Genomic DNA, 14,600 nt, shown 5'->3' with positions numbered 1-14,600 from the left:
AGCCACAGACGTCAAATATCCCTTCTTGCTCTGTGGTTATTCCCAAAGGACACCCTATGAAAACCTCTATCTTTAAAAGCCTCTATGTCCAGGTTCTGACGGCCATAGCGATCGGTATTCTGCTGGGCCATTTTTACCCGGAACTGGGCGCGCAAATGAAACCCTTCGGCGACGCCTTCGTTAAGCTGATTAAAATGGTGATTGCTCCGGTTATCTTCTGTACCGTCGTGACGGGGATCGCCGGGATGGAAAGCATGAAAGCCGTCGGTCGTACCGGGGCGGTGGCGCTGCTCTATTTCGAAGTGGTCAGCACCATCGCGCTGATTATCGGTCTGATTATCGTCAACGTGGTGCAGCCTGGCGCCGGGATGAACGTCGACCCGTCAACGCTCGATGCGAAAGCGGTGGCGGTGTACGCTGAGCAGGCGAAAGACCAGGGGGTGGTGGCCTTTTTACTGGATGTGATCCCGGGCAGCGTCATTGGCGCCTTCGCCAGCGGCAACATTCTGCAGGTGCTGCTGTTCGCCGTCCTGTTTGGTTTTGCCCTGCACCGTCTGGGCAGCAAGGGCCAGCTGATTTTCAACGTCATTGAAAGCTTCTCCCAGGTTATCTTCGGCATCATCAATATGATCATGCGCCTGGCGCCGATTGGCGCCTTCGGGGCCATGGCCTTTACCATCGGTAAATATGGCGTCGGCACCCTGGTGCAGTTGGGGCAGCTGATCATCTGCTTCTACATCACCTGTATTCTGTTCGTGGTGGTGGTGCTGGGGAGTATCGCCCGGGCTACCGGCTTCAGCATCTTCAAATTTATCCGCTATATCCGTGAGGAGCTGCTGATTGTGCTGGGAACCTCCTCGTCAGAATCAGCGCTGCCGAGAATGCTTGACAAGATGGAGAAGCTGGGCTGCCGCAAATCGGTGGTGGGCCTCGTGATCCCGACCGGCTATTCGTTCAACCTCGATGGCACCTCCATCTACCTGACGATGGCCGCGGTCTTTATCGCCCAGGCGACCAACAGCCATATGGATATTTTCCATCAGATCACCCTGCTGGTGGTGCTGCTGCTCTCCTCGAAAGGGGCGGCGGGGGTGACCGGCAGCGGCTTCATCGTGCTGGCGGCGACCATCTCCGCCGTCGGGCATTTGCCGGTGGCGGGCCTGGCGCTGATCCTCGGTATCGACCGCTTTATGTCCGAAGCCCGTGCGCTGACCAACCTGGTGGGTAACGGCGTCGCTACGGTGGTGGTGGCCAAATGGGTCAAAGAACTCGATGCCAAACAGATGGATGATGTTCTGAATAACCGTGTTCCAGCGAACAAATCGCACGAATTATCCTCTTAAATCCTCCTCTTAGGCCCGTACTCCCTTGCTGGAGTACGGGCTCCTGCGCATAATTAGAGGTCATTTCCGCTTGGCGGAAATGACACGAAATGATTATTTTGCGTTGTCATGCGACATTTTCGTCTCCGTGTGGTCTAACCGACGTATTTCACTCTCACTTTTTTTCGGCAGCCCGTCAGTGGGGTGCTGTTGTAACCAGGAATGTTCATCAGGGGTTCACATGCAGGGCACAACAATTAAACTCTTAACGGGCGGTTTGCTGATGGTAGCGGCGGCCGGTTATGTGCAGGCAGAAGCGCTCCAGCCTGATCCGGCCTGGCAACAAGGGACCTTAGCGAATGGTTTGACGTGGCAGGTGCTGGCCACGCCGCAGCGTCCCAGCGACCGTATTGAAGTCCGTCTGTCCGTGAATATTGGCTCGCTGAGCGAAAGCACTCAGCAGAGTGGTTTCAGCCGCTTTGTTCCTCGCCTGGCGTTGACGCAAAGCGGCAGCCTGCCGACGATGCAGGCGCGCTCTTTATGGCAGCAGAGTATTGACCCGAAGCGTCCTCTGCCGCCGGCTATCGTCTCCTACGATTACACAATGTTTAATCTCAGTCTGCCCAATAACCGCAACGATCTGCTGAAAGAGGCGCTGAGCTGGCTGGCGGACGCCAGCGGTAAGCTGACCATTACGCCTGAATCGATCAATCATGCGCTGCAGGGCAGCGACATGGTGGCGACGTGGCCGCTGGATACCAAAGAGGGCTGGTGGCGCTACCGCCTGAAAGGGTCCACCATGCTGGGCCATGATCCTGCCGCGCCGCTGAAGCAGCCGATAGACGTGGCGCAGCTGAAAGACTTTTATCATAAATGGTACACCCCCGACGCCATGACGCTGATTGTGGTCGGTAACGTCGACAGCCGCAGCGTCGCTGAGCAAATCAGCAAAACCTTCGGCGATCTGAAGGGCAAGCGGGAAACGCCCGCGGCGGTGCCGACCTTATCGCCACTGCCTACCGTGCCGGTCAGCATCATGACCAGCGCGGTGCGTCAGGACAAACTGTCCATCATGTGGGATGCGCCCTGGCAGCCAATCCGCGACTCCGCGGCGCTGCAGCGCTACTGGCGCGACGACCTCGCCCGCGAAGCGCTGTTCTGGCACGTGCAGCAGAGCCTGAGCAAAAATAACGTGAAGGATATTGGTCTTGGCTTTGACTGCCGGGTGCTCTATCAGCGCGCGCAGTGCGCGATCAACATCGAATCGCCGGGCGAGCGTCTGAACAACAACCTGAGCGTGGTCTCGCGCGAGCTGGCGAAAGTGCGGGACAACGGCCTGCCGCAGGAGGAGTTTGACGCGCTTATCGCCCAGAAAAGCCTCGAGCTGCAGAGGCTGTTTGCCACCTATGCGCGCACTGACACCGATATTCTGATGAGCCAGCGCATGCGCTCCCTGCAGAATCAGGTGGTGGATATCGCGCCGGAGCAGTATCAGAAGCTGCGCCAGGAGTTCCTCAACTCCCTGACGGTAGACATGCTGAATCAGTACCTGCGTCAGCAGCTGTCCCAGGATATGGCGCTGGTGCTACAGCAGCCGAAAGGCGAACCGGAATACAACATGAAGGAGCTGCAGGCCACGTGGGAAAAACTGATGGCGCCGAATCCGGCGGCCGCGGCGGTCAGCGGCAGCGCTGATACAGTTGATGCCCACAGCGAGGCCAGCGACATCCCGCCAGGGCAGTAACTAACGCCTCTCCGGCGCGCCAGCGGCGGCCGGAGAGCGCTTCCTGCGGAGAATTACTGCGGCATCGCTTCCCGCGGGATGATCGCCCCGCGATACTGGATCACCGTGCTGGCGGTCAGGTGTCCGCGTTTGGCGGCGGATTCAGCATCGCCGCCGGTCAGGCGAACGGCCAGGTAGCCGGCGCTGAAGGAGTCTCCGGCGGCGGTGGTATCCACCACCTTCTCTTTGGCCAGCCTGACAGCCGGCACTTCCTGTAGCGGTTGCCCGCTAACCGAGACCAGGCAGGCATCCGCCCCGCGCTTCACCACCACCTCTTCCACGCCGGCGGCATGCGTGCGGGCGATCACCTCAGCAACCGGTTTTTCCCCCCACAGCGCGTCTTCATCATCGAGCGTCAGAAACGCGATATCGGTGCAGGCAAGCATCTCCTGATAGACCTGCTGCGTCTCCGCCTGGCTGGCCCACAGGCGTGGACGATAGTTGTTGTCGAAGATCACCTTGCCGCCGTTGGCGCGGCACTCACGCAGCAGCGTGAACAGCTTGTCGCGGCTGGCTGGGCTGAGAATGGCGAGACTGATGCCGCTCAGATAGAGATAGTCGAAAGTGGCCAGCTCTTCGCAAATCGCCGCCGCGCGATCGCTCTCCAGCCAGAACTTTGCCGCCGCCTCGTTGCGCCAGTAGTAGAAGGTGCGCTCGCCGGTGTCATCGGTTTCAATGTAATACAGCCCCGGCAGGCGGTCGGCCATCCGCTGGATAAGATCGGTGTTGACGTTTTCCTGCTGCCAACTGTCGAGCATCTGCTGGCTGAACGCATCGGTTCCCAGCGCGGTGACATAGTGGACGCTCAGTGCGCTGGCATCGGTCTGCCGCGCGATATAGACCGAGGTGTTTAAGGTATCGCCGCCAAAGCCGCGGTTAACGGCCCCGTTCTTCTCTGACAGCTCAATCATGCATTCGCCAATAACGGCAATTTTTTTAGACATAGCCAGAACCTGCAATGGAATCGATATAAGCGCTAGTGTGCGCTGCGCTGTTTTGCTGGTCAATCATATTAAAACATCGTTCCATTATTTTTTTGACCTGACGCGCGTAATGTGACGAAAAGCGCATTTCCAGGATAAACGCCGCGTTTTGACTATATTCAGGACTGACGTGATGCAAAAGGAGCGGAGTAGGGATGAGCAGAACCCGTAAAACGTTGGTTATCATCACAGGAACGATACTGTTGCTGATCGTTCTCTTCTTTATCGTGCTGGCCACCTTTGACTGGAACCGGCTGAAGCCGACGATCAATCAGAAAGTGTCCGCCGAACTTAACCGACCGTTCGCCATCCGCGGCGATCTCGGCGTGGTCTGGGAGCGGCAGCCGGACGAGCGCGGCTGGCGCAGCTGGATCCCGTGGCCCCATGTGCACGCGGAAGATATCGTGCTGGGCAACCCGCCGGCCATCCCCCAGGTGACCATGATCCACCTGCCGCGGGTGGAGGCGACCCTCGCCCCGCTGGCGCTGCTGAGCAAAACGGTGTACCTGCCGTGGATCAAGCTGGAACAGCCCGACGTGCGGCTGATCCGCCTGGCGGAAGACAATAATAACTGGACCTTTCAGCTGGCTGGCGATCAGCGTACGTCGGGCGACAGCGCCCCCTCCAGCTGGTCCTTTCGCCTCGATAATATTCTCTTTGACCGCGGGACTATCGCCATTGATGACAAGATCACCCGCAGCGATATCACCATCCTTGTCGATCCCCTCGGCAAACCGCTGCCGTTCAGCGAAGTGACCGGCACGAAGGATCAGCATAGCGCGGCGAAAGTGGGCGATTACGTCTTTGGCCTGTCGCTGAAGGGCCGCTACAAGGACCAGCCGGTCACCGGTAACGGTAAAATCGGCGGCATGCTGGCCCTGCGCAGCGCAAGCACGCCTTTCCCGCTGCAGGGCGACTTCCACTCCGGCAACACCCGGGTGGCATTCAGCGGCACGGTCAGCGACCCGCTCAACGTCGGCGGTATTGACCTGCGGCTGAAATTCGCCGGCGACTCGCTGCGCGATCTCTACGACCTGACCGGTGTGCTGCTGCCGGAGACGCCATCGTTCTCTACCGATGGCCGCCTGCGCGCCGACTTTAAGCAGAAAAACCGCATGCGTTTTGACTACCAGGATTTTAATGGTCGGATCGGCGATAGCGACATTCATGGCTCCCTCACCTATACCACCGGCAAACCGCGGCCGAAACTCAGCGGCGATATGGAGTCGAAGCAGCTGCGGCTGGCGGATCTCGGGCCGTTAATCGGCGTCGATTCCGGCAAAGGGACGAAGAAAGGCGCTGCGCGCCAGGCGGGCGACCGACCGCAGCCGGCGGGTAAAGTGCTGCCGGCAGACCGTTTTGAAACCGATAAATGGCAGGTGATGGATGCCGATGTACGCTTTAAGGGCCGGAGAATTGAGCACGGCGGCACCCTGCCGATCAGCGATCTGTCGACCCATGTGATCCTGGAAGATGGCGACCTGCGCCTGCAGCCGGTGCGCTTTGGCCTGGCCAACGGGTCGATTGCCGGCAGCGTACACTTGCAGGGCGATAAAAAGCCGCTGCAGGGTGAGGCCAATCTGCAGGCGCGACGCCTGAAGCTGAAGGCGCTGATGCCGAACGTCGAGATGATGCAGAAAACCCTTGGCGAGATGAATGGCGATGTTCAGCTGCGCGGCAGCGGCAACTCGGTGGCGGCCCTGCTCGGCAACAGTAATGGCAACCTGAAACTGCTGATGAACGACGGCCTGATCAGTCGTAACCTGATGGAAATTCTCGGTCTTAACGTCGGCAACTACCTGATCGGCCAGATTTTTGGTGATGAGGAAGTTCGGGTGAACTGTGCGGCGGCCAATATCGACGTGACCAACGGCGTCGCCCGGCCGCAGATTTTTGCCTTCGATACGGAAAACGCGCTGATCAATGTGACCGGAACCGCCAGCTTCGCCTCCGAGCAGCTGGACCTGACCATCGATCCGGAAAGCAAAGGCTTCCGGGTGATCACCCTGCGTTCACCGCTGTATGTACGGGGCACCTTTAAATCGCCGCAGGCGGGAGTGAAGGCCGGGCCGCTGATTGTCCGCGGTGCGGTAGCGGCGGCGCTGGCGACCCTGGTGACGCCGGCTGCCGCGCTGCTGGCGCTGATCTCCCCGGCGGAGGGCGATAGCAACCAGTGCCGGACCATTTTGTCGCAGATGAAAAAGTAGAGGAGAGCCCTGACGCCAGCGGCGTCAGGGCGAAGGATCACAACGACTGGTGGCGGGTCTCGTGGGTCAGCAGCAGGGCGATCAGCGTCAGCGCCGCCATCGCCGCCAGATAGGTGCCGACCGCCGCCAGGCCGTAGTTGCCCTGCAGCCAGGCGGCAATGTACGGCGCGACCGAGGCGCCGAGAATCGACGACACGTTATAGGAGAACGACGCGCCGGTGTAGCGCACTTCCGTGGGGAACAGCTCCGGGAGCAGCGCGCCCATCGGGCCAAAAGTCAGTCCCATCAGGCTTAAGCCCAGCAGCAGGAAGGCGAAGACCAGCAGCGGGTTACCGGAACCCAGCAGCGGTTTAAAAGCGAACAGGGCGAACAAAATAATCATCGTGGTGATGACAATCATGCTCTTGCGACGGCCAAAGGCGTCCGCCAGCAGGCCGGCGACAGGCACCATCACGCCGAAGCCAATCACCGCCATCATCAGCATCCACAGCACTTCGTTACGCGGCAGGCCCAGGCCATTCGGCGCGGCGCCGGTGCTGAAGGTCATCGAGTAGACGGTCATGATGTAGAACAGGGTATAGGTTGCCAGCATGATGAAGGTGCCCAGCACCGTCACGCGGACGTGTTTGGTCAACAGGGTACCCAGCGGGATTTTGACCTGTTTTTTCGCCGCTGCCACTTTGGCGAAGACCGGCGTTTCGTGCAGCGAGACGCGCACGTACAGACCGATGATCACCAGCACCGCGGAGAAGATAAACGGCACGCGCCAGCCCCACTCCATAAACTGCTGATCGGTTAACAGCCAGGAGAGCAGCAGGAAGGTGCCGTTGGCGAAGAAGAAGCCGATCGGCGCGCCCAGCTGCGGGAAGGAGCCGTACAGGGCGCGCTTGCGCGCCGGGGCGTTTTCCGTTGCCAGCAGCGCTGCGCCGCCCCATTCCCCTCCGAGGCCAAGCCCCTGACCGAAGCGCGCCAGCGCCAGCAGCATCGGCGCGACAATGCCAATGCTTTCATAGCCGGGCAGCAGGCCGATCACCACGGTGGAGATCCCCATGGTTAACAGCGAGGCCACGAGAGTGACCTTGCGGCCGACGCGATCGCCAAAGTGACCAAACAGCGCGGAGCCGATCGGCCGGGCGACGAAGGCGATGGCGAAGGTGGCCAGCGACTGCAGGGTGGCCGCGGCGGCATCGCCCTGCGGGAAAAAGATATGCGGGAAGACGATGACCGCGGCAGTGGCATAGATGTAGAAGTCGAAAAACTCAATGGCGGTGCCAATGAGCGAGGCGACAACGACTTTGTTGCGTGAATTGACCGGGGCGGTTTCCTGCGAGTTTTCGAGTGTGGTGGCTGTGGCTTGCATAGATCTTTCTTATTTTTGCGCGAACGAAAAGCCATATAGCCACAGCCACAGGGACATTTCAATCTGTAACAAACGTGGAAAGTGGGCAAAAAACAGGCAAAAAGCGGATAATTTTTACACCAGTAAAAATGGTTCTATGAAATGCTTCACACAATTAAAAAGATAGAGGATAAAACCAGTTTTTGGTTAAATAAAAGTTAATGGGTGGATTTATCTACTGAAATAAAGCGCGAGGATGAATTTTGCCTCTTCAATTCATCCTCGCAATGCGTTAACGGTGGGTTTTGCCAGGCATCCGCCGGTCGTCTTTATACTCCGCGGTGGCGATCCATGCGGCGCAGAATAGCGTCAGGCGGGCAAAGAAATAGAAAAAGGCCATCAGCCCCAGCACCGAACCGAACGCCGCCCCGGAGGGGGATTTCACCAGCGCCGGCAGCGTCCAGGTCATGACGATTTTGATGATTTCAAAGCCAATCGCCGCGATAAGCGTGCCGCGAAACAGGGCTTTGCGCCGCGGACGATGGCGCGGCAGCCGCCAGAAGATCCAGAAAAAGAGCAGATAGTTGGCAAAAATCGAGATGGCGAGGCCGATCAGCCGCCAGGCGGGCTTCAGCCATTCAATGTTGTCGAGATACAGCGCGGAGATAATCAACTGCTGGGCGGAACCCGCGACAGAAGTGATGGACAGCGTAATAATCAGCGCCACCAGCAGACCGATCAGCGAGATAAGATCGCGGAAGTATTTTATCCAGATTTTCTCTTCGTCCTGCGGCCGGCGCTCCCAGACGTCGCGCGACTGGGCGCGGATCGCTTCGCGCAAATTGCCCATCCAGTTAATACCGGAATAGAGGGCGACCAGCAGGCCGACCAGACCGACGGCGGTGCGCTGCTGCACCGCGGTGTTGATGGTGTTTTTCAACGTCGCCGCCAGCGTCGGGTCGCTGACGTTTTGCAGAATCTTGTCGAAAATGTCCTGCAGCAGGGTCGGGTGCCAGGCCAGCACGAAACCGGCGGCGGCAAAGGAGACCATCAGGATTGGGATCATCGACAGGAACGAGAAGTAGGTGATGGCCGCGCCGAACTGATTGCCCAGCCGGTCATTGAAACGTTCTGCGGCGCGCAGTAAGTGGGCGATCACCGGGTTGCGCTGCACTTTGGCCGCCGTTCCGGTGACGGTCTTCAGCGCCTGGCTGGCTTTTTGCCCGACGGCCGTGTCATTGAGAGCGTCGAGGGGGCTTTTGTTTTTCTCCGGCTGCGTGTCCGGTTCCTGTGGTGGGCGTCGATCGTCGTTTTCCGGCGTCATACGTGATTTCTTCCTTTTTTACCGCGAGATTCAGCAAAAAGTATACCTTAAATGGCGTATCCTGCAGGAACGCATCTACCCGCCACCCGTTCACCATCCGCGGGGATCAATCGACATAATCTTTCATCAACCCGCCCAGCCACTCCATAAACAGATGTACGCGACGGGAGAGATTGCGCCGATGGGGGTAGATAAGCGAGACCGGCAGCGGCTCGGCGCGGTACTGGGGCAGGATCTCCGTCAGGTCGCCGGCGCGTAACGCCTCGCGCACGCCGGTACGCGGCACCTGAATGATCCCCAGCCCGGCGATACAGGCTGCCTGATAGGTTTCCGTACTGTTGACTGTCAATATGCCGCCGGTTTTTACCCAGCGCACCGCACCATCGATCACCACCTCAAAGCCGGGGGGACGGACCCCGAGGGTGCTGGCGTAGTGGATCAGGGCATGATCCGCCAGATCCTCAAGGGATTGCGGATAGCCAAATCGCGCAAGGTAGTCCGGGCTGGCGCAGTTAATTTGCGTCAGCTTGCCCAGTGGGCGGGCGATAAGCCCTGAGTCTTTGAGCGCGCCGACGCGTACCACGCAGTCAAACCCCTCGCGGATCACGTCCACCAGCCGGTCGCTGCTGCTCAGCTCCAGTTCGATGCCCGGATACTGCTGTAAAAAAGTCGGCAGATGAGGGATCACCAGTTTTTTAGCAAAACCGACCGGCATATCCACCCGCAGCCGGCCGCTGATGCTCGCCGGATCGTGCTGGAACATGCCGTCCAGTTCATCGAGGTTGCTCAGCAGATCCTTTGCCCGTTCATAGTAGACCATCCCATCCTGGGTGAGCTGAACCCGGCGGGTAGTGCGGTGCAGGAGCCGCACGCCAAGATGGCTTTCCAGGGCCTGAATCTGCCGCGAGACGCTGCCTTTCGGCAGCGCCAGGGTCTCGGCGGCGCGGGAAAAACTCTCCAGATCCGCTACGCGAATGAATAACTGCATTGCATGAATTTTATCCATGCCGATCGCCTATTGTTGTTATGAATGAAACAGTAAAACGTAATGTAGCGTATTTATTGTTTCACTGGCAGTTAATAAGCTAGAACACAATCACAACGCAACCTGAAAGGGGTCTTCTGATGACACAACGTATCGCTTTAGTGACCGGCGGCAGCCGCGGTCTGGGTAAAAACGCCGCGTTGAAGCTGGCGGCGAAGGGAACCGATATTCTTCTGACTTACCACAGCAACCGCCAGGCGGCCCTCGATGTGGTGGCGGAGATTGAGCAAAAAGGGGTCAAAGCGGCGGCATTAGCGCTGAACGTCGGCGATTCTTCAACATTCGACGCTTTCGCCAGCGAGGTGGCGCAGGTGCTGGCGCAGAAGTGGGGGCGAACCACCTTTGATTATTTACTGAACAACGCCGGGATCGGCCTTAACGTCCCCTTCGCCGAGACCAGCGAAGCGCAGTTTGACGAGCTGATGAACATCCAGTTCAAAGGGCCATTTTTCCTGACCCAGCGGCTGCTGCCCCTCCTGCAGGACGGGGGACGGATCCTCAACGTTTCCAGCGGCCTGGCGCGCTTTGCCCTGCCGGGCTATGCGGCCTACGCCGCGATGAAGGGGGCGATGGAGGTCCTGACCCGCTATCAGGCGAAAGAGCTGGGCGGGCGCGGTATTTCGGTGAATATCATTGCGCCGGGAGCCATCGAGACCGACTTTGGCGGCGGCGTGGTGCGCGATAACGCCGAGGTGAATCGGCATATCGCCGCCCAGACCGCGCTGGGGCGCGTCGGGCTGCCGGATGATATCGGCGACGCCATCGCCGCCCTGCTCAGCGATGAGCTGGCGTGGATGAACGCGCAGCGCGTGGAAGTCTCGGGCGGGATGTTCCTCTGAGCCAGACTGACGCCGGGCGGTGAGCTACGGCGCATCGCCCTCCCCACGCAGCCGACCGAACAGCCAGTCATTGTGCCAGCGGCCGTTCAGCCAGTAGTTCTCCCGCAACTCCCCCTCCAGCCGGAAGCCGGCTTTGAGCAACAACTGCTTAGACGCCTCGTTGCCGGCGGTGACGCTGGCGGTCAGGCGGCGGACGCCGCCGGTGGCAAAGGCGTAGTCGCACAGCGCGCGCAGCGATTCGTAGCCGTAGCCCCGGCCCTGCGCCGCCGGAGCGAAGAGAAAGCCGACCTCGGCAATGTCGCGCTGATGATGCTGGTAACCGGTCAGGCCGAGCGGGGTATGGGTGAGCCTGTCGCGCACCACCAGGCACAGCCAGTGTTCATCCCCCGGCGCCCACGGCGGCAGCCGCGAATCGAACGCCTCGCGGATGGCCGCCTGCGGCCGGGGGTCGGCGACGTAGAGCATGACCTGCGGATCCTGCTGCAGGGAAAGAAAAAACGACCAGTCGTCCAGCTGCAGCGGTGAGCAGCGCAGGCGCGGCGTCAGGAGTTCAGGCATAAGCGTCATTCCAGGCAGGGCGAATCCTCTGAACATAGCAGGAGAAAGCCGCCGGGAACAGCCCGACTAGGTTGGCTCACCGTACAGGCCAATCAGTCGGCGCACCACGCCGTTGGTCCAGCCAAAGCCATCCTGCAGGGGATACTCCCCGCCGCCACCCTCATGCGGGACGCCGGTGGCAATATGGTATTTCTCAATCAGCTTGTGATGCTGCTTGTAAAAGTGATTGACCGTCTGCAGCCAGCTCCAGGCAATCTCATCTCCCAGCGGATCCTGGCCGTAACGTTTAAATCCCTGGATCGCCATCCACTGCAGCGGCGCCCAGCCGTTAGGTTTATCCCACTGCTCACCGCTTTCATATTCGGTGGCCATGATCCCCCCGGGGGTGAGCAGGCGGGCCCGCACCGCATCGGCAAGGCGTTCTGCCTGCTCGTGAGTCGCCAGGCCGACGTAAAGGGTGACGATGCTGGCCGCGGAAAACAGCGCCAGCTGTTCACGGCGCCAGTCATAATCGCGGAAACAGCCGTTCTCATCATCCCACAGATAGCGGTTGACCGCCGCCCGCCGATCCTGAGCCTTCTGGCGGAAGGCCGCCTCTGTCTCGCGATCGCCCTTCAGGCCGGAGAGATTGGCGATGGTCGTCTCCAGCTTGAACAGGAAGGCGTTCAGGTCTATGGGGATAAACTGCGTCGTGCGGATGCTGGCCAGCCGCGTGATATCCCGCAGCCAGCGGCTGGAGTAGTCCCAGCCGGACGCGGCGCCCGCCCGCAGGTCGCGGTACACTTCATTGGCGGGCCGCCCGGAGTGTCGGGCGGTCTCCACGTCCTCGCGCCAGGACTCATCCCGCGGCGTGTCCCGGTCGTCCCAGTAGCGATTGAGCAGGGAGCCATCCGGCATACGCACCACGTGGCGATACGCCTGGTGCGGGATCAACGACTCGGCGCCGTCCATCCAGAAGGCGTGCTCCATCTTCAGATGGTCCAGATAGCGCTTCGCGCCGCGCACGCCATCCTCTTCAAAGAGTTCGACCATCAGGGCAAACACCGGCGGCTGCGATCGGCTGAGGTAGTAGGTGCGGTTGCCGTTCGGAATGTGACCGTAGGTTTCAATCAGCCAGGCAAAGTTATCGGCCATGCATTTCAGCAGATCTTCCCGGCCGCTCTCCGCCAGCCCCAGCATGGTGAAATAAGAGTCCCAGTAATAGGTTTCGCTAAAGCGACCGCCAGGCACAATATAGGCCTGCGGCAGCGCCAGTAGCGACGACCAGGGGATATGATCCTGAGGCTCGCGGGTCAGCACCGGCCACAGCTTATCGATGTGCTCTTTCAGCGTCAGGCTGGGGTCCGAGGTGTAGACGTCGGTCTGGTTCTCCGGCAGCCAGAAGTTGTCTTCCACGAACTGTCGCAGGTCGAAGTCGGGCTGACGTTTGACCTTGCGGTAGTTGCGCAGGATGTCCAGCGGATCGTGTTTCGGCGCGCAGTCGGGGAAGGTTTTGCTGTCGGCAAAGATGCGTGATTTCTGCACGTTGGTAAACAGCTCAAGATAGCGATCCGCCGGGGTAAGGGCATCGGACGCCGGAAGCCCCTCGATCACCTCAGGCTCCGGTTCAGCGTCTATCATCTCATCCAGCTTTAATTCGTACGGATCGGCTTCGTAGCAGGGATCGATGTCGATCCTTAACTCGTCGTCTTCAACGTGGCGTAATTTCTGGCTGAACATAGCGATACGGACCTCCGGATAGCGTGAGTTCGGGGCCGGGCATACCCGGCCTTGTCTATTAAGCGTAGACAGTCGCTTCGGTGAGTGTGAAGCAAACTGTGCGTGAGATCACGCTTTTCCGCCGAGAAGAAAAGCTGTTATTTTAAAGTATGCTGTTGATAAGTAATTAAAAATTGTACATCCTGGCACAGATGAAATTCGGAGCATTCATTATGCAACAAAATTTTATCCCGGGGCGCTCACTCCCACGCCGCCTCCAGCATCTCCAGCAGCTGTTCGCCGCTCAGGCTGACCGGATTGGCCTTCATTGATGAGGAGGTGCTGGCGGCCAGCGCCGCCGGTTCCAGCGCATCGCGCGCTACGCCGAGGTCGCGCAGGGTGCCAAGGCCAGCGCGATGGCTCCATTCCCGCAGACTGTCCCAGACCCGATCCACAGGGACGTCCAGCCCGTCGGCCAGCCAGCGGCGAACGTCGTTGAAGCGCTGGCGCAGGGCAGGGTCGCTTATCTGCGACTCATTGAGCGCCAGGCCAAACGGCAGCAGGCTGCCGCATAAAGCACCGTGCGAGGCGCGGCTCAGGCCGCCCAGCGGGCCGGCAAGGCCGTGGATCACTCCCAGCCCGGCGTTCGCCAGCGCCAGTCCACCGCACAGGCTGACCCAGGCCATCTCGTCGCGGCTGGCCGGACACTCTTGTTCCATCAGGATTTTCAGCGCGCGGATGCCCCGCGGGATCGCCTGCTGGCAGAGGGCATCGGTGAAGGGAGTGGCCCGGCTGCAGAGCCAGGGTTCGATCACCTGGGTCAGGGCATCGAGGCCGGAGCTCAGGGTGATGCTCCGCGGCGCGTTGTCGGTCAGCGCCGGGTCGACAATCGCCAGGTCAGGCAGCATTCGGTCGTCGCGCAGGCTCACTTTCCGCTGTTGTTCCGGGACGTTGATCACCGCATTTTTGGTGACCTCCGCGCCCGTCCCGGCGGTGGTCGGGATCGCCACGAACGGCAGCGGACTGGCTTCCAGCTGACGACCCGTTCCCACCACCTCCAGATAGTCGACCAGCGGGCCGGCGGCGGGGACCAGCGCCGCAATCGCCTTACCGGCGTCAATCACCGCGCCGCCGCCGAGGCTGACCACTGCCCGGACGCCTTTCTCGCGCGCCAGCTGGACGCCCTGCTCGATATCGATAAGCCAGGGTTCGCGGCTTATCGCCAGCATCGTGACCTCCAGCTGCAGCGCCTCCAGCTGATGGCGCAGAAACGCCGCCCGCTGCGGGCTGGCGCCATGCACCAGCAGAATGGGGCCGCCCTGCTGCGCCAGCCAGGGGGCAGCGCTCAGGGCCTGACCACGGCCAAAACGAATATTTGCGGGCATCAAAACGGTAAAAGGGGTCAACATGTCGGGTTCCTTTTCGGCAAACAGGCTGGAATCAACTATACACATTATCCACTACTCTGCCTGGTTGCTGGCTGGCAAGGCTGACAATAGAGT

The 14,600-nt window shown here is 60.2% G+C and carries 11 protein-coding genes; 4 read left to right on the top strand and 7 right to left on the bottom strand.

Annotation, left to right across the window (positions count from 1 at the left end; genetic code table 11):
* The first annotated feature begins 56 nt into the window (after nt 1-56).
* A complete protein-coding gene (locus FHW76_RS14670) occupies nt 57-1,343 on the top strand; it encodes a dicarboxylate/amino acid:cation symporter (protein ID WP_008806920.1) in 1,287 nt (428 codons plus the stop codon).
* 220 nt (nt 1,344-1,563) lie between these two features.
* Nucleotides 1,564-3,066 (top strand): pitrilysin family protein, encoded by a 1,503-nt coding sequence (locus tag FHW76_RS14665; protein ID WP_008806921.1) that lies wholly within the window; start codon nt 1,564-1,566, stop codon nt 3,064-3,066.
* A 53-nt stretch (nt 3,067-3,119) separates the two neighbouring features.
* Here FHW76_RS14665 and FHW76_RS14660 read toward each other — a convergent pair whose 3' ends face one another.
* A complete protein-coding gene (locus FHW76_RS14660) occupies nt 3,120-4,049 on the bottom strand; it encodes a sugar kinase (RefSeq protein WP_012967094.1) in 930 nt (309 codons plus the stop codon).
* Between the two features lie 194 nt (nt 4,050-4,243).
* On the opposite strand from FHW76_RS14660, the gene FHW76_RS14655 reads away from it, so the two are divergent.
* Nucleotides 4,244-6,295, top strand: a complete 2,052-nt coding sequence (locus FHW76_RS14655) for an AsmA family protein (protein ID WP_023340806.1) — start codon at nt 4,244-4,246, stop codon at nt 6,293-6,295.
* Between the two features lie 37 nt (nt 6,296-6,332).
* Here the strand turns inward: FHW76_RS14655 and FHW76_RS14650 are convergent, their stop codons facing one another.
* The 3 genes from FHW76_RS14650 to FHW76_RS14640 all read right to left on the bottom strand — a co-directional run bounded on the left by FHW76_RS14650 (nt 6,333) and on the right by FHW76_RS14640 (nt 9,964).
* Complete coding sequence (locus FHW76_RS14650; RefSeq protein ID WP_012967096.1) at nt 6,333-7,655, bottom strand: MFS transporter; 1,323 nt, start codon at nt 7,653-7,655, stop codon at nt 6,333-6,335.
* A gap of 271 nt (nt 7,656-7,926) precedes the next feature.
* The gene (gene yhjD / locus FHW76_RS14645; RefSeq protein ID WP_008806925.1) at nt 7,927-8,958 is read right to left on the bottom strand and encodes an inner membrane protein YhjD; all 1,032 of its coding nucleotides are present in this window, start codon (nt 8,956-8,958) and stop codon (nt 7,927-7,929) included.
* Nucleotides 8,959-9,064: 106 nt separating this feature from the next.
* Nucleotides 9,065-9,964 carry a LysR family transcriptional regulator gene (locus FHW76_RS14640; RefSeq protein WP_022065187.1) on the bottom strand — a complete coding sequence of 300 codons (900 nt, stop codon included), beginning with the start codon at nt 9,962-9,964 and terminating at the stop codon, nt 9,065-9,067.
* Between the two features lie 119 nt (nt 9,965-10,083).
* Here FHW76_RS14640 and FHW76_RS14635 point away from each other — a divergent pair, with 119 nt between their 5' ends.
* On the top strand, nt 10,084-10,842 hold the full coding sequence (locus FHW76_RS14635) for an SDR family NAD(P)-dependent oxidoreductase (protein WP_032736512.1): 759 nt from the start codon (nt 10,084-10,086) through the stop codon (nt 10,840-10,842).
* A gap of 24 nt (nt 10,843-10,866) precedes the next feature.
* Here FHW76_RS14635 and FHW76_RS14630 read toward each other — a convergent pair whose 3' ends face one another.
* The 3 genes from FHW76_RS14630 to FHW76_RS14620 all read right to left on the bottom strand — a co-directional run bounded on the left by FHW76_RS14630 (nt 10,867) and on the right by FHW76_RS14620 (nt 14,507).
* A complete protein-coding gene (locus FHW76_RS14630) occupies nt 10,867-11,400 on the bottom strand; it encodes a GNAT family N-acetyltransferase (protein WP_023298314.1) in 534 nt (177 codons plus the stop codon).
* 66 nt (nt 11,401-11,466) lie between these two features.
* The gene (locus tag FHW76_RS14625; RefSeq protein ID WP_008806929.1) at nt 11,467-13,119 is read right to left on the bottom strand and encodes an alpha,alpha-trehalase; all 1,653 of its coding nucleotides are present in this window, start codon (nt 13,117-13,119) and stop codon (nt 11,467-11,469) included.
* 239 nt (nt 13,120-13,358) lie between these two features.
* Entirely contained in the window at nt 13,359-14,507 is a 1,149-nt protein-coding gene (locus tag FHW76_RS14620; RefSeq protein ID WP_023323366.1) for an iron-containing alcohol dehydrogenase, read from the bottom strand.
* Between the last annotated feature and the right edge of the window lie 93 nt (nt 14,508-14,600).

The organism is Klebsiella sp. RC2 (assembly GCF_014192815.1).
GTDB classification, from domain to species: Bacteria; Pseudomonadota; Gammaproteobacteria; order Enterobacterales; family Enterobacteriaceae; genus Klebsiella; species Klebsiella variicola.
Note: the sequence above shows the minus strand (reverse complement) of the source record. Positions and strands in the feature narration are given on the sequence as shown.